The 20167-nt window shown below is 73.1% G+C and carries 17 protein-coding genes; 11 read left to right on the forward strand and 6 right to left on the reverse strand.

Annotation, left to right across the window (positions count from 1 at the left end):
• Window positions 1–161: 161 nt before the first annotated feature.
• Entirely contained in the window at window positions 162–1877 is a 1716-nt protein-coding gene (gene ctaD, locus ACYVD5_RS21330) for an aa3-type cytochrome oxidase subunit I (protein WP_461002880.1), read from the reverse strand.
• Window positions 1878–1952: 75 nt separating this feature from the next.
• Complete coding sequence (locus ACYVD5_RS21335; RefSeq protein ID WP_461002881.1) at window positions 1953–2180, reverse strand: DUF3040 domain-containing protein; 228 nt, start codon at window positions 2178–2180, stop codon at window positions 1953–1955.
• Window positions 2181–2516: 336 nt separating this feature from the next.
• On the opposite strand from ACYVD5_RS21335, the gene ACYVD5_RS21340 reads away from it, so the two are divergent.
• Complete coding sequence (locus ACYVD5_RS21340) at window positions 2517–2936, forward strand: CBS domain-containing protein (RefSeq protein WP_461002882.1); 420 nt, start codon at window positions 2517–2519, stop codon at window positions 2934–2936.
• A gap of 142 nt (window positions 2937–3078) precedes the next feature.
• Window positions 3079–4206 carry a glycosyltransferase family 9 protein gene (locus ACYVD5_RS21345; RefSeq protein WP_461002883.1) on the forward strand — a complete coding sequence of 376 codons (1128 nt, stop codon included), beginning with the start codon at window positions 3079–3081 and terminating at the stop codon, window positions 4204–4206.
• 67 nt (window positions 4207–4273) lie between these two features.
• Here ACYVD5_RS21345 and ACYVD5_RS21350 read toward each other — a convergent pair whose 3' ends face one another.
• Window positions 4274–4684, reverse strand: a complete 411-nt coding sequence (locus ACYVD5_RS21350; RefSeq protein ID WP_461002884.1) for a ChaB family protein — start codon at window positions 4682–4684, stop codon at window positions 4274–4276.
• 142 nt (window positions 4685–4826) lie between these two features.
• Window positions 4827–5276, reverse strand: a complete 450-nt coding sequence (locus tag ACYVD5_RS21355) for a four-helix bundle copper-binding protein (protein WP_461002885.1) — start codon at window positions 5274–5276, stop codon at window positions 4827–4829.
• Window positions 5277–5506: 230 nt separating this feature from the next.
• Here ACYVD5_RS21355 and ACYVD5_RS21360 point away from each other — a divergent pair, with 230 nt between their 5' ends.
• The 5 genes from ACYVD5_RS21360 (at window position 5507) to ACYVD5_RS21380 (ending at window position 11832) form a co-directional block, all read left to right on the forward strand.
• Window positions 5507–5890, forward strand: a complete 384-nt coding sequence (locus ACYVD5_RS21360) for a DUF3140 domain-containing protein (protein WP_461002886.1) — start codon at window positions 5507–5509, stop codon at window positions 5888–5890.
• Window positions 5891–5956: 66 nt separating this feature from the next.
• A complete protein-coding gene (locus ACYVD5_RS21365) occupies window positions 5957–6616 on the forward strand; it encodes a dienelactone hydrolase family protein (protein WP_461002887.1) in 660 nt (219 codons plus the stop codon).
• 290 nt (window positions 6617–6906) lie between these two features.
• Window positions 6907–8919, forward strand: coding sequence for a glycosyl hydrolase family 18 protein (locus tag ACYVD5_RS21370; protein WP_461002888.1), 2013 nt, complete (start codon window positions 6907–6909; stop codon window positions 8917–8919).
• 380 nt (window positions 8920–9299) lie between these two features.
• Window positions 9300–9743, forward strand: a complete 444-nt coding sequence (locus ACYVD5_RS21375) for an NUDIX hydrolase (protein WP_461002889.1) — start codon at window positions 9300–9302, stop codon at window positions 9741–9743.
• Window positions 9744–10566: 823 nt separating this feature from the next.
• Window positions 10567–11832 (forward strand): multidrug effflux MFS transporter, encoded by a 1266-nt coding sequence (locus ACYVD5_RS21380; RefSeq protein WP_461002890.1) that lies wholly within the window; start codon window positions 10567–10569, stop codon window positions 11830–11832.
• Window positions 11833–12017: 185 nt separating this feature from the next.
• On the opposite strand, the gene ACYVD5_RS21385 is transcribed toward ACYVD5_RS21380, so the two are convergent.
• Both ACYVD5_RS21385 and ACYVD5_RS21390 read right to left on the reverse strand, forming a co-directional pair.
• Window positions 12018–12758 (reverse strand): pentapeptide repeat-containing protein, encoded by a 741-nt coding sequence (locus ACYVD5_RS21385; RefSeq protein ID WP_461002891.1) that lies wholly within the window; start codon window positions 12756–12758, stop codon window positions 12018–12020.
• Window positions 12759–12918: 160 nt separating this feature from the next.
• Window positions 12919–14556, reverse strand: coding sequence for a PucR family transcriptional regulator ligand-binding domain-containing protein (locus tag ACYVD5_RS21390; RefSeq protein WP_461002892.1), 1638 nt, complete (start codon window positions 14554–14556; stop codon window positions 12919–12921).
• A gap of 263 nt (window positions 14557–14819) precedes the next feature.
• Here ACYVD5_RS21390 and ACYVD5_RS21395 point away from each other — a divergent pair, with 263 nt between their 5' ends.
• From ACYVD5_RS21395 to ACYVD5_RS21410, 4 genes are all read left to right on the forward strand, one after another.
• Window positions 14820–15692 carry an FAD binding domain-containing protein gene (locus ACYVD5_RS21395; RefSeq protein WP_461002893.1) on the forward strand — a complete coding sequence of 291 codons (873 nt, stop codon included), beginning with the start codon at window positions 14820–14822 and terminating at the stop codon, window positions 15690–15692.
• The gene (locus tag ACYVD5_RS21400; RefSeq protein WP_461002894.1) at window positions 15692–16261 is read left to right on the forward strand and encodes a (2Fe-2S)-binding protein; all 570 of its coding nucleotides are present in this window, start codon (window positions 15692–15694) and stop codon (window positions 16259–16261) included. Before ACYVD5_RS21395 ends, ACYVD5_RS21400 begins: the two co-directional genes overlap by 1 nt.
• Before the next feature lie 124 nt (window positions 16262–16385).
• Complete coding sequence (locus ACYVD5_RS21405) at window positions 16386–17747, forward strand: 8-oxoguanine deaminase (protein ID WP_461002895.1); 1362 nt, start codon at window positions 16386–16388, stop codon at window positions 17745–17747.
• The gene (locus tag ACYVD5_RS21410) at window positions 17747–20131 is read left to right on the forward strand and encodes a xanthine dehydrogenase family protein molybdopterin-binding subunit (protein ID WP_461002896.1); all 2385 of its coding nucleotides are present in this window, start codon (window positions 17747–17749) and stop codon (window positions 20129–20131) included. The genes ACYVD5_RS21405 and ACYVD5_RS21410 overlap by 1 nt, the downstream gene beginning before the upstream one ends.
• Window positions 20132–20167 lie beyond the last annotated feature (36 nt).

Raw genomic sequence — 20167 nt, forward strand, 5'->3', positions numbered from 1 at the left:
GCACCGCCGCGCGCTGCGCCGATCGGCTCCCCGTACCCACGACCGCGCCCGCGAGACCGTCCGTCCCGGTCTCGCGGGCGCGCTTTCGTGCGCAGGGGCGCAACGCGTCGGGCCGGTTCCCCGCCGGGCCGCCGCTGGCCGGGTCCGCCCGATCGGCCGGCTCAGCGCTGCGCCGCCGCCTCGTCCCCGCTGTCGTCACCGCCATCGCTCCCGCCCGATCGGGCCGCGCGCTGCACCGGCGCGTGCGGGAACTTCATGTCGAAGGCCGGGCGTTCGCTGCGGATGGCCGGCAGCGCGGTGAAGTTGTGCCGGGGCGGCGGGCTGGTGGTGGCCCACTCCAGGGAACCGCCGTAGCCCCACGGATCGTCGGTTTCGACTTTGGGCGCCTTGCGCGCCGTAACCCAGATGTTCCAGAGGAAGAACAGCGTGGACGCTCCCAGCACGAACGAACCGATGCTGGAGACGATGTTCAGCGCGGTGAAGCCGTCGGAGGGCAGGTAATCGGCGTACCTGCGGGGCATCCCCTCCACACCCAGCCAGTGCTGTACCAAGAAGGTGGTGTGGAAGCCGGCGAACAGGGTCCAGAAGTGTGCCTTGCCCAGTCCCTCGTTCAGCAGCTTTCCGGTAAATTTGGGCCACCAGAAGTAGAACCCCGAGAACATCGCGAAAACCACGGTGCCGAAAAGCACGTAATGGAAATGGCCGACCACGAAGTAGGAGTCGGTCACGTGGAAGTCCAGCGGCGGCGAGGCCAGGATCACCCCGGTCAACCCGCCGAACAGGAACGTCACCAGAAACCCGACCGCGAACAGCATCGGCGTGGGGAACGTGAGCTGGCCGCGCCACATCGTACCGATCCAGTTGAAGAACTTGATGCCGGTCGGCACGGCGATCAGGAACGACATGAACGAGAACAGCGGCAGCAGCACCGCGCCGGTGGCGAACATGTGGTGCGCCCACACCGTCATCGACAGCCCGGTGATCGTCAAGGTGGCGGCGACCATCCCCAGATAGCCGAACAGCGGTTTGCGCGAGAACACCGGGACCACCTCGGTGATGATCCCGAAGAACGGCAGGGCCACGATGTAGACCTCGGGATGGCCGAAGAACCAGAACAGGTGCTGCCAGAGGATCGCGCCGCCGTGTTCGGGGTTGTAGACCTGCGCGCCCAGGATGCGGTCGGCGGCCAGCGCGGCCAGCGCCGCGGTCAGCACCGGGAACGCGAGCAGGATGAGCACGCCGGTGAACACGGTGTTCCAGGTGAACAGCGACAGCCGGAACATGGTCATACCCGGCGCCCGCATCACCGCGATGGTGGTCATGAAGTTGACCGCGCCCAGGATGGTGCCCAGCCCCGACACCAATAGGCCCAGCACCCACAAATCGCCGCCGAGCCCGGGAGAGCGCACCTCGTCCGACAGCGGCGTGTAGGCGAACCAGCCGAAGCTCGCCGCGCCCGACGGCGTGAAAAACCCGCCCACGACCATCAGCCCGCCGAACAGGAACAGCCAGTAGCTGAACATGTTCAGCCGCGGGAAGGCCACGTCGGGCGCACCGATCTGCAGCGGCACGATCACGTTGGCGAACCCGACGAACAGGGGGGTCGCGAACAGCAGCATCATGATCGTGCCGTGGATCGTGAAGAGCTGGTTGTAGCCCTCGTGCGTGGTCACCTGCATGCCCGGCCACAGCAGCTCCGCGCGGATGAGCATCGCCATGATCCCGGCCGCCAGGAAGAACCCGAACGACGTGATGAGGTACATCTTGCCGATCACCTTGTGATCGGTTGAGGACATCCAGCCGACGATGGCCGATCCACCGCTGATCGGACCGTTCTGTGCCGATTCCTCGCGCGCCGGCTGCGAGGTCTGGGTCATCGGGACTCCGTTCGTTGGTCCGTGGAACGCGGGTCGGGGGCTCGGCGGCGATGCGGCGGGGGCCGGGGCGTGCGCTCAGACACCGGCGGCCGTCGCGGAGATCAGCAGCAGCGCCGCTGCGAGTACGGCGGCCCACACCAGCAGCACACCGGCCCAGGGCACCGGTTCGGCACCGGCGGAGCGTCCGTGCTCGGCGAGCCGGGCGGACCCGTTGCGCAGCCGGCGGCACCAATCGGGATCGTCCGCGGCGAGCCGCCGCTGGATCCCGTGCAGTCGCGCCTCGTCCCTGCGGCCCAGGCCCATTGCCGTCCTCCTGCGCTGGCGGTTGCGGGGGCAGCGCCGAACGCCCGGTTCCGCAATCCCCGCCCGGACTTCGGCGAGCGCGCCGCTACCCGCGCCGGCGCCGGGCTTAACGTCGGGTCCGTCCCGTGTGGCGGCGCTCCCGGCCCGCACTCCCTGCCAGAGGATTCTTGCAGCTCAACGGGCCCGCGGCCGGGAACGACCCGGGCGCGTTTCAAGGCGGCGGCCGGCGGTAGCGGCCGGATGACAGCCAGGCCGCGGCCCGCGCCGGGCAGGCGGCGGTCGCGTCCTGCCGCAGCGGCCCGATGCGGACCGAGATCGCAACCAGGAGGATTCCTGATGGCCGAGCAGATCCGGGAGATCATGACCCAGCCTCCCTACACGGTGCCGCCGCAGACCACGCTGTACGAGGCGGCCGTCATCATGCGCGACAAGGACATCGGCGACGTGGTGGTGACCGAGAACGACACGGTGGTCGGGGTGCTGACCGACCGCGACATCGTCGTGCGCTGTGTCGCCGACGGCGCCGACTGCGCCCAGGCGACGGTGGGCGACGCCCTCAGCGGGCGGCTCGCGGTGATCGGCCCGCGCGACAGCATCGACGACGGGGTGCGCATCATGCGCGAGCACGCGGTGCGGCGGCTGCCCGTCGTCGAGGAGAACCGGGCCGTCGGCATGGTGTCTCTGGGCGACCTTGCCGTGGAGCGCGATCCGGCCTCGGTGCTCGCCGAGATCAGCGGGACCCGCGCCAACACCTGACCTGCGGGGCCGGCGGGCCGGCGGGCCGGCGGGCCGGCGGGCCGGCGGGCCGGGCATTGCGCCCGCAATGCGGCGCACGCGCCTGCGGCCCGCACCCGCCGCCGGGTGTTTGCACCGTGCGGGCCGCGGTAGCGGTCGGGACATGGGGTATGCGGGAACAGGCGCACAGGCCCGGCAACCCGGCGGCCGGGGGCCGCACCTCGCTGCGGCCGCAGGCGCCGATCTGCCGCAGCGGGCACCGCAGCCGCGCGGCCCGGACGCGGCGCCGCCCGAGCTGCTGGTGCTGCGCGCCCTGGGCCTGGGCGACTTCCTCACCGCTGTTCCAGCGTTCCGGGCGCTGGAGCGCGCCCACCCCGGCCGGCGCATCCGGCTCGCCGCGCCCCCCGCCCACGCCGAACTGCTGGCCCTGGCAGAGCTGGAGTGGGACCTGCTCCCCACCGAGGGCCCCAACACCCCTCCGTGGCCGCGGGCGGCCCCGCCCGATGCAGCGGTCAACCTGCACGGCAGCGGCCCGGAGTCCACCCGTGCCCTGCAAGCGCTGGGCCCCGGGAGGTTGTGGGCCCACGCACACCCGGGCGCGGACGGGCGCGGCGGGCCGCTCGCACCGGACGGGCCCGCTTGGCCCGACGGTATGCACGACGTCGACATCTGGTGCCGGCTGCTCGCCCACTACGGAATCAGTGCCGACCCCGGCGACCTGCGCCTCCCGCTGCCCCGCAACCCGGCGCAACCGGGCGGGACCGCCGTCGTGCATCCGGGTGCGGCCCACGCTGCGCGGCGCTGGCCGGCCGACCGGTTCGCCACCGTTGCGCGCCATCTGGCCGCCCGCGGCCTGGAGGTCGCGGTAACGGGGTCGCAGGCGGAGCGGCCGCTCGCGCTGGAGGTCGCCCACCGGGCCGGGCTGGACGCCGGGCACGTGCTGGCGGGGCGCACACCGCTGCGCGCGCTGGCGGGCCTGGTGGCCCAAGCCGCCCTGATGGTGTGCGGCGACACCGGGGCGGCCCACCTCGCCACCGCCTACTCCACGCCCTCGGTCGTCCTGTTCGGCCCCGTCGACCCGGCGCTGTGGGGGCCGCGCATCGACAGCGCCCGGCACACCTGCCTGTGGCGGGGCGGGCGCGGCGACCCCCACGGCGACGTGTGCGACGCCGGATTGCTGCGCATCGAGCCCAGCGAGGTCGTGGCGGCCGCCGAACGGATGCTGGCGCAGAACCGCCCCTTCAGCGGCCCGGGCACGGTTCATCCGCCCCGCGGAACCACCCGGGCCTGAACGCGCCGCCGCAGCCGGACCGGCCGCCCGCGCGAGCGCTGCATGGCCGGACCCGGGGCGGGCGGGCTTACTTGCGGGCGCGGCGGGTCCGGCTGCGGCTCGCCTTCTGCAGCGCGTCGACCAGCTCGCTCTTGTTCATCTTCGACCGGCCCTCGACACCTGCCTCCCGCGCGCGCTCGTACAGGTGCTCCTTGCTGGCACCGGTGTCGACGCCGCCGGCCGTGGGTTCATCGCCGCCGCGCTGTTTGGGCGCCTTGGGGTTGGCGGCCTGCTTGTCGGAGGGCCCGCTGTCCTCCTTGGGCTTCCAGCGGTCGCCCACCTTCTCGTACTCGTGCTTGAGCGCCGCGTAGGCCACCCGGTGGGCGCGCTCGCCCTCGCCGTAGGTGTCCACAGCCGAGTCGTGCGCCTTGATCCAGGTCTCCTGTGCACCGCGCGGCGAACGCCGCAGGGTGCCGGGCAGTTCCTCCCGTGCAGGCATGTCCGCTCCTCCCTTCAGATCGCACCCGCTGGCCCGGGCGGCCCAGTCGGCCCGGCCGGTGCGGCCGGTGCGGCCGGTGCGGCCGCCCGGCCGCCGTGTCCGGTGTTCGGTGTCGCCGGGTGTCCGGAGCCTCCGGTACCGCTCACCGGGCACTGCGCGCAGCGGCGGCCATTCGCGCCTGCTCCTGGACCTGCAGCAGGCTCTGCCGGCAGGCGTCCTCGGCCAGGCGGCAGCGGTCCGCGCACATCCGGCAGTGCCCGTGCCGTTCGCCGTGCCGGTCGCACTCGCGGGCGCAGGCCTGGGTGTAGAGGACCGCGGTCTCCAGCAGCCCGCGGTGCAGGTCGGGATCGGGTTCGGTGCGCCGCGTGAGGATCTGCTCCGCGGCCGAGCAGACATCGGCGCAGTCGAGGTTGAGGCGGATGCACGCGGCGAGCGCGGCCACGTCGGGCTCGCCCAGGCAGGCGTCGGCGCAGGCGGTACACGCGTGGGCGCAGGCGGCCAGCCGCTCGATAGTGGTCTTGAGCAGGTCGACGTCGTCGGCGCCGATGTCGCGCGGATGGTTGCGCAGGAACTCTTCCGTCTGGGTCGGCATACTCACAAGCACCTCTTCTGCTCGGTCACGACAGCGGGCGAGCATGTGCCCGACCGCTACCGAGATGGCACGCCGGTAAACGATCGCGGTGCGGGCCGCGCGGTGCCGGTGCCGGCGTTGCCCCTGCCCGCGCCGCCGGCCGCGTTTGGAGGCGGCGCGGACCAGGTAGCGGCACCGGCGAGCGTGCGCGCGGCGCGCGCCGGCGGACTGCCCGAACCGAGGAGGTCGACATGGTCCGTGAACGCCTCGATCGCGAGACCGAGCAGCTGTGGCGCGAGTTCCACGGCACGGTGAACATGCACGGTGAGGAACTGCGCCGGTGGCTGCTGACCGACGCTTCGGGAGAGGACCGGTTCCCCGCCGAGCCGGGCATGGACGTCTCCCCCATCGGCCGGCGCATCGTGCAGATCCTGGACAAGCGCCAGGTCGACCTCACCGGCGACGACGTCGACACGATGCGCGAGGTCGTTGAGCGGGCCGGCGCGCTGCTGGCCACACCGGTCGAGGAACGCGGTGAAGAGTGGCGCCACGAGCTCATGACGCTGGGCCACGACCCGCTGCGTCCCGACCCTTCCAGCCCTGAGGAGGATCCGGGGGCCGAAGGCCCGCAGTAGCCGGTCCGCCGCGTGTGCCCGAGGGTGCGGGCGCGGTGATGCGCAGGAAGGAACGGGGTAGGGGATATGGACGTGCGAACCGTGGCGGTGCGGGACGGCGATGCGGAGCTGGCGGGCGATCTGGCGGCCAACTCGGAGGTCGCGGGGGTGGTGCTGTTCGCCCACGGCAGCGGCAGCTCGCGGCACAGCCCGCGCAATAGGGAGGTTGCCGACGCGCTGAACAAGGCGGGGTTCGCCACGCTGCTCATCGACCTGCTCACCGAGGACGAGGACCGCGTTGACCAGGTGACCCGGGAGCTGCGTTTCGACATCCCGCTGCTGACGCGGCGGCTGACGGCCGCGGTCGACTGGCTGGCGGAGGAGCCCGCCACCGCCGGGCTGGATGTCGGGCTGTTCGGGGCGAGCACCGGCGCCGCCGCGGCGCTGCGCGCGGCGGCCGAACGGCCGCGGCGGGTGGGCGCGGTGGTCTCCCGCGGCGGCCGGGTCGATCTGGCCGAGGACCGGATGGCGGATGTGAGCGCGCCCGTGCTGCTGATCGCCGGCAGCCTGGACGAGCCCATCGTGCGGATTTCGTTCGACACCACGGAGAAGCTGCACGTGCAGTGCGAGGTGCACGTCGTGCCCGATGCCACGCACCTGTTCGAGGAGCCGGGTGCCCTGGAGCAGGTTGCGGGGGCGGCGATGACGTGGTTCAGCGACCACATGGGCAAATCCGCCCCGGGCTGACCCCGGATGCGGGCACCCCGCCGCTCTTACCGGCGCACCCACCGACCGGACGCCGTGTCAAGGAAAACATGTGACCGGGTTCGGACAGGCCCGCTGCAGGCGTGCCCTGGAGCGGCACCCGGCCAGCTCACCGGCCAGGCCGGTCACCACGCGGACACGTTGCGCGGCAGCCGCATGGCACAGGGCGCGGCACTGCCCCACTTGCCAGACGAAAAAACAAATAGTTAAGTTTCCTAAAAGTCCGCCGAACCGCATAGGCCGGGCCCGCGGCCTGCCCCGCCCGCCCGTCCATGCACCATCCCCCGCCCCGTCGGCGAAGCAGGAGACGAACGCACGTGCAAACCCCCCGCATCAGGACGGCAGCCGCCGCGGCCCTGGCCGCCGCGGTCGCCGCGAGCCCGCTGTCCGCCGCGCCCGCCGCGGCCGCCCCCGCAGACATCACCGTCGTCTACACCGAAGGCCAGACCTGGGAGACCGGGTACAGCGGCCAACTCACCATCATCAACGGCGGCGACACCGCCTTGACGGACTGGACCATCGAGTTCAGCATGCCCGACGGCACCGAGCTGGGCAGCCTGTGGAACGCCGAGCACACCGGATCCGGCGGCACCTATACCGTCACACCGCCCGCCTGGGGCGCGCCCGTATCGGCGGGCGGCAGCTACGGCATCGGGTTCAACGGCTCCTTCACCGACGGTACGACCGCGACCGAACCGGCCGGCTGCACCATCAACGGCTCGCCCTGCTCCGGGGAAACCCCCGATGAGGACACCGAGGCGCCGTCCGTGCCCGGCGGGCTGGCGGCCTCCTCCCGGACCGCCGACAGCATCACGCTGAGCTGGGACGCCGCCGACGACAACACCGGTGTCGCCGGCTACGAGGTGCTGCGCGGCGGCGAGGTCGCCGCCGCCACGACCGGTACCGCGACCACCGCCACCGTGGGCGGGCTGGAGCCCGACACCGAGTACACGTTCTCGGTGCGCGCCTACGACGCCGCCGGCAACCGCTCGGCGGCAGGCGACACGCTGAGTACCCGCACCGCCGCGGGCGACGGCGGCGGCGACGGTCCGGGAGCGGGCGGCGACCGCCGTGTCGGCTACTTCACCCAGTGGGGCATCTACGGCCGGGACTACCTGGTCCAAGACGTCGACACCAGTGGGACCGCCGAGAAGCTCACCCACCTCAACTACGCCTTCGGCAACGTCTCCGCCGACGGCCAGTGCTTCATGGCCAACCAGCCTGGCGAGGGCGACGCCTACGCCGACTACGGACGCTCGTTCGGCGCCGCCGACAGCGTCGACGGCCAGGGCGACACCTGGGACCAGCCGCTGCGCGGCAACTTCAACCAGCTCCGCGAGCTCAAGGCCGCACACCCGGGCCTGCGGGTGCTCATCTCGCTGGGCGGCTGGACCTGGTCGAAGAACCTCTCCGACGCCGCGCTCACCGCCGAGTCGCGCGAGCGGCTGGCCGCCTCGTGCATCGACATGTACCTGCGCGGCAACCTGCCGGTCATCGACGGGGCCGGCGGCACCGGCGCCGCCGCGGGCGTGTTCGACGGCATCGACCTCGACTGGGAGTGGCCGGCGTCGGCGGGCCACCCCGACAACACCTTCCGCCCGCAGGACAAGCAGAACTTCACCGCCCTGGTGCAGGAGTTCCGCGAGCAGCTCGACGCGCTGGGCGCCGAGAACGGGCGCGAGTACGACCTGAGCTCGTTCATGGCCGCCGACCCGGAGAAGATCGAGGCGGGCTATGAGGTAGGCGCCCTGATGGAGGACTTCGACTTCGTCACCGTGCAGGGCTATGACTTCCACGGCGCCTGGGAGCAGACCACCAACCACCAGTCCAACCTCACGCCGATTCCAGGCGACCCCGGGCCGCGGACCTACAGCATGCAGGAGACGATCCAGGCCTACACCGACCGCGGCGCCGACCCGGCCGACCTGGTCATGGGCGTGCCGTTCTACGGCCGCGGCTGGACCGGCGTCGCCCCCGGCCCCGGCGGCGACGGCCTGCACCAGAGCTCGACCGGTCCGGCGCCCGGGCCCTTCGAGGACGGCATCGACGACTACAAGAACCTCAAGGACCTGAACGGATACACCCTGCACCGCGACGAAGCGGCCGGGACCGCCTGGCTGTACAACGGCTCGACGCTGTGGACCTTCGACGATCCGGCGGCCATGCGGCAGAAGGTCACCTGGGCCGAGGAACAGGGCCTCGGCGGCATCATGGCCTGGTCCCTCGACGGCGACGACGCGCAAGGCAGCCTGATGGCGGCCATCGACGGAGCACTGGAGGACTAGCAACACCCGACCTGTGTGGAGGGGCCCGCACGCGTTCCGGTGCGTGCGAGCCCCGAACGGGCGTGCGGCCTGTGGTCAGCGGGCCGCACGCCTTTTAGTGTTCCCTGGGGTCGCAGAGCCACGGAAGCCGGTGAGTGCGCACGTCTGGTGAAGCAGGCAGCCGCAGCGCCGGGCCTTCTGCATGCCGTATCCCCCCGGCACTAAACCGCGCCATCGTCGCCAACGGGTTGCATGGGGCTGCGGAGCAAGCGGGGGTCCGGACCGTGGTTGCCGACACCTCGCAAGGACCCGACTCGATTGAATCCCTGATTTCCGGGCCCACCAACACCATCGGGGACTATGGTCGCACTGACCTCGTGACCCGCCCGATGAGGTGACCCGTGCCGGAACGCTACCGCAGCATCATCGACGTCCACGTGATCCTCCGCCGCGAGCAGGGAATCCTCCTGCTGGAGCGGCAGAACACCGGCTGCTGCGACGGGATGCTGCACCTGCCTTCCGGCCACCTCGAAGAAGGCGAGCCGATACCGCACGGCGCGGCCAGGGAGGCCCGAGAAGAGGTCGGTGTTGATATCGGCCCCGGTGACCTGTCCCTGGCCGCCGTCGTCCACCACCGGCAGCGCGAGGACCTCGTTCGGGTCGGCATGTTCCTACTCGCCGAGAGGTGGGCTGGTGAACCGGTCGTCGCCGAACCCGACAAGGCCGGAAAGCTCGTATGGGCCGATCCGCGCGTGCTGCCCTCGGCCACGATCGCGTACCCGGCCGAAGGCATCCGCGCGTGGCTGGAAGGTGACCTTCTCTCGCTGCACGGATGGCCGGTTTAGCCAGACCCACCATGCCCGACCGCCCCTGGACCCGCGCGCCGCTCGTGGCCCTGGACCTGGCAGGGACCGGAGCCCAGGACCGTGGCGCCGAAGAGATCCTGGAGGCTGCGGCGGCGCCGGGAGCATGCGGGAAGGCGCGTCCCACCGTTGAAATCCGGGCATTCCTGCGTGATCATCGGTGCGCCGGGTGGCCCTGACGGACCGGGACGCCGGCGCCGGTTGCGGGACGGAAAACGCCGGCGCCCCGGTGCCACCCCCTGAAGACCCCGGTGGGCGGGCACGCTGCCCACCGGGTGCAGCGCGCCGGGTGCGCGCTGCCGGCCGGCGCCTGCGGCTCCCCCCGAAGACCGCGAGGCGCCGGCCTCGGGGACGGTTTCCGCGTGGCGCGTACTCCCGTCCGGGTGTCCGGGCGGCCTTGCCGAAAGGGCGGCCGCCCGCACGCGGAAGAGGCCCTCAACTCCTCCTTTTGCGTGTACTGGTTGGCTATCCGACAGCGCCGCGATCATGCACGCCGGACCCAAAAGATTAATAAACCCTGTACCCCGCTCCTTAAAGGCCGCAGCCCCGGGCACAGCCCGCCGCATCCCCGCTCACCTCGGCCGAAACCGCTGCGTATAAGGCGTTTCAGCACCGTAATTCACATCACGCGCAGATCAAGGAGAAACCGGGATTTAGCAAAGGGGGAACCGTGTTGCAGCCGCTGTCCCCGCGATGGGGCGTCTACCGCGCACCGGCCCTCCCGCGGTTTCACGGTGCCGCGTTCCGTTATTCCCGGTGATCCTTCCTGTCGTAAGGATCCTTCTTCATGCCTGCTGGAGTATGAGTGAGCCTTACCGCTGTGCGCTCGCGCCTGTGGACCAACCGCACGCCGGACGCCTCCGCTCACCGCACTGACCGCCCGCGCCGGTCGGTTGTCCTGCTCGTCTTCATCCTCGGGGTGCTCTCGGCGACCAGCTCGCTGGCCACCGACCTGTACCTGCCCGCGTTCCCGGAGATCGCCTCCGACCTGAACGCACCGGAATCCCAGATCCAGCTCACGCTGACCGCGGTCATGGTCGGCCTGGCACTGGGCCAGCTCATCATCGGTCCGCTCAGCGACCAGCTGGGCCGCCGAAAGCCGCTGCTGGTGGGAATCGGCGTGTTCGCCGCCACGTCGGTGCTGTGCATGGTCGTGCAGTCGGCCGAAGTGTTCACCGCCGTGCGCTTCGTCCAAGGGCTGGCGGCCGCGGCCGGGATGGTGATCTCGCGCGCCGTGGTGCGCGACACCTTCGACGGCGACTCCGCCGCCAAGTTCTTCTCCCGGCTGGTGCTGCTGGTCGGGCTGGCTCCGATGCTCGGCCCGCTGCTGGGCGGCCAACTGCTGCTCGTGGGCCCCTGGCAGCTGATCTTCGCCGTGCTGGGCGCGGCGGGCCTGGCCGGCTTCGCCCTGGTCTTCTTCGGCCTGCCGGAGAGCCTGCCGGCGCACGAGCGGGTCCGCCAGGACCCCAAGGCGATGGTGCGCCACTTCGTCCGCCTGGTGGCGACCCCGCGCTTCATCGGCCCGGCGCTGACCATGGCGCTGAGCTTTGCAATGACCTTCACCTACATCTCGGCGTTCTCCTTCGTTTCCCAGGAGGAGTTCGGCGCGACCCCGCAGCAGTTCAGCCTGATCTTCGGGATCAACACGCTCGGCATGATCCTGGGCAACCAGCTCAACGCCGCGCTCATCGGCAAGATGCACGCCACGCGGCGGCTGCTGCTGGGCCTGCTGGGCGCGGTGGCCGCGGTGGCCCTGCTGCTGGGAATGCACGCCATGGGCCAGACCAACCTGGTGTCGGTGACCGCGGTGCTGTTCGTGATGATGTTCTGCACCGGCCTGATCTCGCCGAACGCGACCACACTGGCCATCGTCAGCCAGCCGGCCTCCTCGGCCGGCAGCGCCTCGGCCCTGCTGGGAACGCTGCAGTTCGCCATCGGCGGCACGCTCGCCTCGGCGGCGGGGCTGCACGGCGGCACCACGATGGCGAGCATGCTCATCGTCATGCTGGCCACCGGGCTGGCGGCCACGGGCATCTTCGCGCTTACCGCGGCGCGCGGCCACACCAAGTAACCCGCACGCGGCCGCGCCACCGTCCCCGCGGACGCGGTGGCCAACGGAACACGGCCTACGGCACACGCAGCGGCCGGCGACCCGGAACACCGGGTCGCCGGCCGCAGTGCGTTCGGGCCGCGCTTTTGGGGCCACCGGGCTGTGCCGGGGGAACCGGGCGCAGCCGGGCGCCCGTGCGTCCCGCCTCAACCGCGGGTGCCGGGGCCATGCTGCCCGCTCTCCTGGAGAACCTGGATGCCCAGGCCCGCCAGGAGCATGTCGGCCTGCTGCGGCGAGACGGTGGCGCCGCGCAGCACCGCGGCGTCGGCGAGGTCGATATCGCCCAGGTCGGCGCCGCGCAGGTCGGCTCCGGTGAAGTCGGCACCGGCCAGCAGCGCGCCGCGCACCCGGCTCTCCTGCCACACGGTTGCGCGCAGGTCCGCCTTGCGCAGGTCCGCCTCGTCCAGGCGCACCCCGGTCAGCTCCTGGTCGCGCAGCACGGCGCCCTTCAACCGGGCCAGCATCATGTTGCACCGGGCAAAGGAGTAGCCGATGCCGCGCAGGCCGGACATCCCGGCGCCCGTCAGCCTGCAGGCGGTAAAGGAAGCCTCGGTGAGCACGGCGCCCGACCATTCGGTGTTGGCCAGGTCCATGCGGTCGAAGGCGGACTCGATGCAGTCGGCCCCGGCGAACTTGGCGCCGGAGGCGGTCCCTCCCGCGAACCGCGCGCCGTCCAGCGCCGCCTCGTCGAACAGCGCGCCGTCCAACCGGCAGTCGGTGAAGACCGCATCGATGAGATGGGTCCCGCGCAGGTCGGCGCCAGTGAGGTCGCACTCGGTGAACACCCGCGGCACCGCCGCTGCCGCAGCCAGCTCCCGCCGCAAATCCCGATCGGCGAGGCCGGCCCCGCGCAGTTCCCCGCCGGCGGCGGGGTCGTGGTCGCTCATGCGCCGACGCTATCCCAGAAAAACGGCACCGCCGGACGGTGCCGCTCGCAGTGGCGGGCCAAGCGGTGCGGGCTCGGCGCCGGCGAATGACGGGCCGCCGGCCGGGAACCCGGCGGCCGTGCGCGCGAACGACCGACCGCGGAGGCCGGTGCCGCGCCTTTCAGTGCTGCAGTTTCAGCGCCAGGTAGAAGTCGACGCGGGTCTCCAGGCTCGACAGGTCGCGGCCGGTGAGTTCCTCGACACGGCCTATGCGGTAGCGCAGCGTGTTGACGTGCACGTGCATCTCCGTTGCGCAGCGCTGCCAGGAGCCCGAGTACAGCAGGAAACGGTCCAGGGTCGCCACCAGGTCCGAACGGTGGGTGCTGTCGTAGTCGATCAGCGGCCCGAGCAGGCGGTCGCGGTAGGAGGTGCGGACCTCCTCCGGTACCGCGGCAAGCAGTAGTTCGTGGGAGTCGAGTTCGGTGCCGGCGGCCACCTGGGAACGGCCGCCGCGCAATTCGGCCAGGCGGCGGGCGTGTTCGGCCTCGCGTGCGGCGCCGCGCAGGGCGGCGATGCCGGGGACCGCTGCGCTGACGCCCAAGGCCAGGCGGTGTTCGCCCAGACCCGGCTCCAGCAGCGCCGCACGGCGGGCGAGTTCGGCGCGCAGCTCCTCGGCCCCGCCGCCCGCATCCGCGGCTTCGCCGGCCGTCTCGGCCCCGCCGGGCCGGTCCCCCTCGTCGCGCCCCGCCGCGGACACCGGCACCCCGACAACGGCGATCGCCGCGCCGTCGCCCGCCACCGCCGCCGCGGGCAGGCCGGCCACCAGTTCGTCCAGCACCTGCCGCGCCAGGTCGCAGTCCGCGGGCTCGGGCACCAGAGCGGCGCTGACGAGCACGTGGCGGGCGCGGGCGCGTTCCTCCTCGTCCGGGAAACCGGCCACCTGCAGCAGCGCGGCGGCCTCATCGAAGCGCTGGGCCGCCAGTAGCCGCGGCAGCCCTTGGACGTGGCGGGCGTCGTCGGCGGCCCGCTGCTCGCCCAGGCTGCGCGCCAGGCCCGCCAAGGCGGCCAGCTCGTCGACGGATTCGCCGCCGCCCTCGGGCCAGGCATCGGTGTCGCCCTCGACGGCCAGCACCCAGCCGACGAGCGGATGGGACTCCCGCGCCCCCACCGGCACCAGAGTCACCCGCCGCCCGGACCCGCCGGGGGCGGGCAACTCGGCGGTGTGCCGGCGGGGCCGCCGCAACGCCTGCCCGGCAAGGCGTTGGCGTTCCTGGCGTGTCAGGTCCGTCCCGGCGGCGGCCAGCGGCCGGCCCGTGCTGGAGACCACCCAGCACGGCAGGCCCGCCTGTTCGGCGGCCACCGCGAAGACGCCGGGAAAATCGGCGCCGGCGGCCAGGTCGGCCATGAGCCGGCGGTGGAGGCGGCGGGTCTCGGCGACGCCGGCGAGCAGGCTGCCGGTCTGCGCGCGCTGCACCTCTTCGGCGACCGCGGCAAAGGAGGTTTCGGCGGGGACCTCGATCAACGGGAGCCCGCGGCGTTCGCAGGCGGCCACCAGATCGGCGGGCACGGCCCCCAACGCGGCACCCGCGCCCAGGCCGGCCGCGCCCGACTCGGTGAGGACGCGTACGAAGGTGTCGGGATCGTCCGGGCCGCGGCGCCACATCAACCCGGTCAGCACCAGCTCGCCGCCGCTGAGGTAGCGCTCGGGGTGGAGCAGGTCGGTGGTGTAGACGCGGCCGATCTCGCGGTCGGCGTGCTCGGAGCCCGTCAGGAACCGCAACTGCAGGTGTGCGGTCGCGACCAGATCGCTGATGCGCATCAGCCACTCCCTGGGTCGGCGCGGTCGGCGCGGGCAGCGCAACTGCGCCGCCGTGTGCGCCCTCCCGCGTGGCGGACACGCTAACCCACGCGCGCGGTTGTAGGAAACAACGAGAAGCGAACGGTGGCCGTCCGCACACTTCATGCCATCGCGTGCTGGCCGCGGACCGCTGCACGGGGGTCTACTGCTGGCACCGGGGTTGGCGCGCCGCCGCCCGCCCGCCGCGGCGCCCGCCCGCGCCCGCAAGCCGAAGAGGACCGCCGATGGAATTCATCGCCCCCGCCACCTGGGCGGACGCGCTGGCCGCCAAGAGCGAGCGACCCGACGCGGTACCGATCATGGGCGGCACTGACGTGATGGTGGACCTGAACTTCGACCGGCGCCGACCGCCGGCCCTGCTCGACCTCACCCGGATCGCCGAGCCGTTGCAGTGGGCGCCCGAAGGCCCCTATCTGCGGCTGGGGGCGGGCGTGCCCTACACCGATGTGGTCGGGCACCTGGCAGGGCAAGCCCCGGCGCTGGCGCAGGCGGCCCGCTCGGTGGCCTCGCCGCAGATCCGCAACCGCGGCTCGGTCGGCGGGAACCTGGGGACGGCGTCGCCGGCCGGCGACTGCCACCCGCCACTGGTGGCCGCCGGCGCGCTGGTGGAACTGGTGTCGGTGCGCGGTGTGCGGCGGGTGCCGGCGCGCAGGTTCTACCTGGGGCCGGGCCGCAGTGTGCTGGAGGAGGACGAGTTGATCGCGGCGGTACTGCTGCCTTCCCCCGCCGGCCCGCAGCGGTTCGGCAAGGTCGGCCCGCGCAATGCCATGGTCATCGCGGTCGCCTCGTTCTGCCTGGTGCTCGACGCCGCCGCCCGCGAGGCCGGCACCGGCATCGGCTCAGCCGGGCCGCGGCCGCTGCGGTGCGTGCAGGCCGAGGATTTCTTGGCGGCGGAGTTCGACTGGGACGGCGGCGCCGACCCGCCGGAGGCGGCCGCGAAGCGGTTCGGGGAACTGGTGGCCGCGGCGGCCGAACCCATCGACGACGTGCGCGGCAGCGCCGTCTACCGCAGGCACGCGCTGTCGGTGCTGGCGCGCCGCGCCTGGCAGCGGTGCGCCGCCGACTACCGGAGGGACCACCTCAAGGAGGGCCGCTGATGCATGTCGCTTTTACGGTGAACGGCGAGGAAGCCGCCGCGGACGGTGTCCGGGCCGGCGAGAGCCTGCTGTTCGTGCTGCGGGAGCGCCTGGGCCTGCCCGGCAGCAAGAACGCCTGCGAGCAGGGCGAGTGCGGGTCCTGCACTGTGTATCTGGACGGAGTCACGGTGTGCGCGTGCCTGGTGGCGGCCTGCCAGGTCCAGCACCGCCGGGTGCGCACCGTGGAAGGGCTGACCGCGCCCGCGGACACCGGCGGCGGCTCCGCCCCCGAAACCGGCACGGGCTCCGATGCGGCTGCCGCTCCCCGGCTCGGCACCGTGCAGGAAGCGTTCGTCGAGGCGGGCGCGGTGCAGTGCGGGTTCTGCACGCCCGGGCTGGTGGTCCAGGCCCACGACCTCATCGCCCGCACCGCGGGCGCGGGCGGTCCCGTGCCCGGCGCCGCCGAGATCCGGGAGGCGCTGGCGGGCAACCTGTGCCGGTGCACGGGCTACGAGAAGATCATCGACGCGGTGCGGCTGGCCGCCGAACGGCAGCATGCGGCCGCGGCCGGACCGGGAGCATCCGGATGAGGACGCATGCGCCTGCGCGGGCGCGGGTGGCCGGAGGCCGGGGCCGGCCCGGCGGCGGGGCCTGCCCGCCCGCCCTCTCGCACACGCAACCGCAACCGAGCGCAACCGGCAGGGAGGCAACACCATGAGTACCGTCGTGATCGACGGCGCCCACATCGCCGCGGGCGACGGCACCGAGGGCACCGAGTACGCACCCGGCCACATCGTGGCCACCGACGGGATCATCACCCGTGCCGCGGCCGGCCCGGCGCCGGAGGTGCCCGGCGCCAAGCGCATCGACGGCCGCGGCTGCCTGGCCACCCCCGGGCTGGTCAACACCCACCACCACCTCTACCAGTGGGCCACCCAGGCCATGTTCGCCGACTCGACCCTGTTCGAGTGGCTGACCGGCTCCTATGCGCTGTGGAGCCGCCTGGACGCCCGCACCGCCGCCGAAACCGCCACCGCCGGTGCGGTCTGGTTGGCATTGACGGGCTGCACCACCCTCTCCGACCACCCCTACCTCTTCCCGGCCGGCGCCGGCGACATCGCCGCCGCCGAGGTCGAGGCGGTGCGCGCGGCCGGCATCCGGCTGGACCTTGCGCGCGGCTCGATGGACCGGGGCCGCTCAGCGGGCGGGCTGCCTCCCGACAGCGTCGTCGAGACACTGGACGGTGCGCTCGCCGCGACCGAGGCCGCCATCGACGCCCACCACGATCCCGCCTTCGACTCGATGACGCGGGTGGCGGTCGCGCCGTGCTCGCCGTTCACGGCCGGCCGCGACCTGATGGCGCGCTCCGGCGAACTGGCCCGCGCCAAGGGCGTGCGGATGCACACCCACCTCGCCGAGACCCGCGAGGAACACGAGCGGTGCCTGGCCGAGTTCGGCGCCGCACCCCTCGACTACGCCGAGGAGCTGGGGTGGCTGGGCCCTGATGTGTGGATCGCGCACGCCGTCCACCTCGGCGGCGAGGAGATCGCGCGGCTGGCGGCCGCAGGCACCGGCGTCGCGCACTGCCCCAGCTCCAACGCCCGGCTGGGCGCGGGCATCTGCCGCGCCGCCGACCTGGTGCAGGCGGGCGCGCCGGTGGGGCTGGGGGTCGACGGCCCCGCCTCCAGCGAGCTCTCCGGCCTGGCCGGCGAGATGCGCCAGGCGGTGCTGATGGCGCGCGCCCGCGGCGGGCCGCGCGCGCTCAGCGCCCGCCAGGCCCTGCACATGGCCACGCTCGGCGGTGCGCGGTGCCTGGGCAGGCAGGACGAGATCGGGTCGATCGAGGTGGGCAAGCTGGCCGACATCGCCCTGTGGCGGGTCGACGGCTTCGGCCACGACGCGATCGACGACCCCGTCGCGGCACTGGCGTTCGGCCCGCAGGCGATGCTGGAGCACCTGCTGGTTGGCGGCGCCACCGTGGTCGACCGCGGCGAGTCCCGCACCGTCTCCGCCGAGACCGCGGCGGCGGCCGGCCGCCGTGCCCACCGCAGGATCACCGCGGAGGTGCAGCGCTGATGGTTCCGGTACCCGCCCCGGCGGTGCCCGCCGCCCGCGACGGCGTCGGCGCCAGCCCGCGGCGCCCCGACGGGGCCCTCAAGGCCGCCGGCGGGTTCGCCTTCTCCTCGGACCTGTGGATGGAGAACATGCTGTGGGGGATGACGCTGCGCAGCCCGCATCCCCACGCGCGGATCCGTTCGATCGACACGGCCGCGGCGCTGGCGGTGCCGGGCGTGCAGGCCGTGCTCACCCACGAGGATGTGCCCGGCGAGAACCGGTTCGGCCTGGAGATCGCGGACCAGCCGGTGCTGGCCGCGGGCCGGGTGCGCTACCAGGGCGAGCCGGTGGCGATCGCCGCCGCCGACCATCCCGAGACCGCGCGCCGGGCCCTGGAACGCATCCGCGTCGACTACGAGGTGCTGGAGCCCGTCACCGACGCGCGCAAGGCCGCCTTCGACCCCGGCTGCGCGCTGGTGCACGGGGACCAGGACCCGCCCGTCCGCCCCGGATACAACCAGCGCGGCAATATCGTCCGCCACCAACCGGTGCGTACCGGCGACTTCGCAGCCGGCGCCGCAGTTGCCGGCCTGCGGGCCCGGGCCGCGGCGGTGGTGCGCGGCGAGTACCGGGTGGGCATGCAGGACCAGGCCTTTCTCGGCCCGGAGTCGGGGCTCGCGGTTCCCGCCGCCGACGGCGGCGTCGACCTGTACGCCGCCACCCAGTGGCTGCACGTGGACCAGGGCCAGATCGCGCCCTGCCTGGGCTTGGACGCCGACCGGGTGCGGATCACCCTGGCGGGGGTGGGCGGCGCGTTCGGTGCCCGCGAGGACCTGTCCATGCAGATCCACGCCTGCATGCTGGCGCTGCGCACCGGCCGCCCGGTGAAGTTCGTGTACAACCGCAAGGAGTCGTTCTTCGGCCACGTTCACCGCCACCCCGCCGCCATGCGCTTCGAGCACGGCGCCGACGCCGGCGGGCGGCTGCTGTATGCGGCGCTGGAAATCGTGCTCGACGGCGGCGCCTACGCCTCGACCACCGGCGCGGTCGTGGGGGTGGCGTCGTCGCTGGGTGTGGGCCCCTATGCGGTCCCGCACGTGTCGGTGGACGCCTACGGTGTCTACACCAACAACCCGCCGTGCGGGGCGATGCGGGGTTTCGGCGCAGTGCAGGCGTGCTTCGGCTACGAGTCCCAGATGGACCGGCTGGCCGCCGAGCTGGGCATGCACCCGGTGGACCTGCGCGCCCGCAATGCGCTGTCGCAGGGTTCGCGCCTGGCCACCGGCCAGCGGATCGACATGCCGCTGCCGATGGCCGAAATGCTGGAGCGGGCGCGCGCGGCGCCGCTGCCGCCGGAGCGCGGCGAACTGGACGATCCCGACGATCCCCGCACGCTGCCGGGCGGGCTCGCCAACACCGGCCGCGGCGCGGACGTGGTGCGCGGTGTCGGCTACGGGGTCGGGCTGAAGAACCTGTGCTTCTCGGAGTCTTTCGACGACTATTCGACCGCGCGGGTGTGCCTGGAGGCGGTCGGCGGCGAGCCGGCGGTGCTGGTGCACACGGCTGCGGCCGAGGTGGGCCAGGGCCTGGTCACGCTGCAGGGCCAGATCGCCCGCACCGAACTGGGCGTGGAGCGGGTGGCGGTGCACCCCGCCGACACCTCGGTGGGCTCGGCGGGTTCGTCCTCGGCCTCGCGCCAGTCGTATGTGACCGGCGGCGCGGTGCGGGCGGCCTGCCGGGCGGTGCGGGAGCGGGTGCTGGCGCTGGTGCGCGAGCGCGGCCTGGTGGCACCGGACCACCCGGCCGGCGACTTGGCGCTGGAGGGCGGCCGCGTGGTTTCGGCGGCCCAAGGGGTGCTGGTGCCGCTGGCCGAACTGCTCGGCTCCGCGGCGGTGGAGGAGACGCGGGTGTTCCGCCACCGGCCCACGCACATGCTCGATCCCGCCACCGGGCAGGGCGACTCCCATGTGCAGTTCGGGATGTGCGTCCACCGGGCGGTGGTCGATGTCGATACCGAACTGGGGCTGGTGAAGGTGGTGGCGCTGGATGCGGTCCAAGATGTGGGCCGGGCGATGCACCCCCAGCAGCTCCTCGGCCAGATCCAGGGCGGCTCCGCCCAGGGGCTCGGGTTGGCGCTGATGGAGGAGGTGCAGGTCGCCGGCGGCGTGATCCGCAACCCGTCGTTCACCGACTACCTCATCCCCACCATCCTGGACACCCCGCCGATGCGCATCGATGTGCTGGAGCACGCCGACCCGCACGCTCCCTACGGGCTGCGCGGCGCGGGCGAGCCGCCGACGCTCTCCTCGACCCCGGCGGTCGTGGCGGCGGTCCGCAACGCAACGGGCCGCACGCTGACCCGCGCGCCGGTGCGGCCGGAGGACATCGCGGGCGCAGGCGACTGAGGCGGCGGCCGTCCGCCCGCGCGGCCCTGACGGCCG

Source organism: Streptomonospora sediminis (assembly GCF_054778995.1).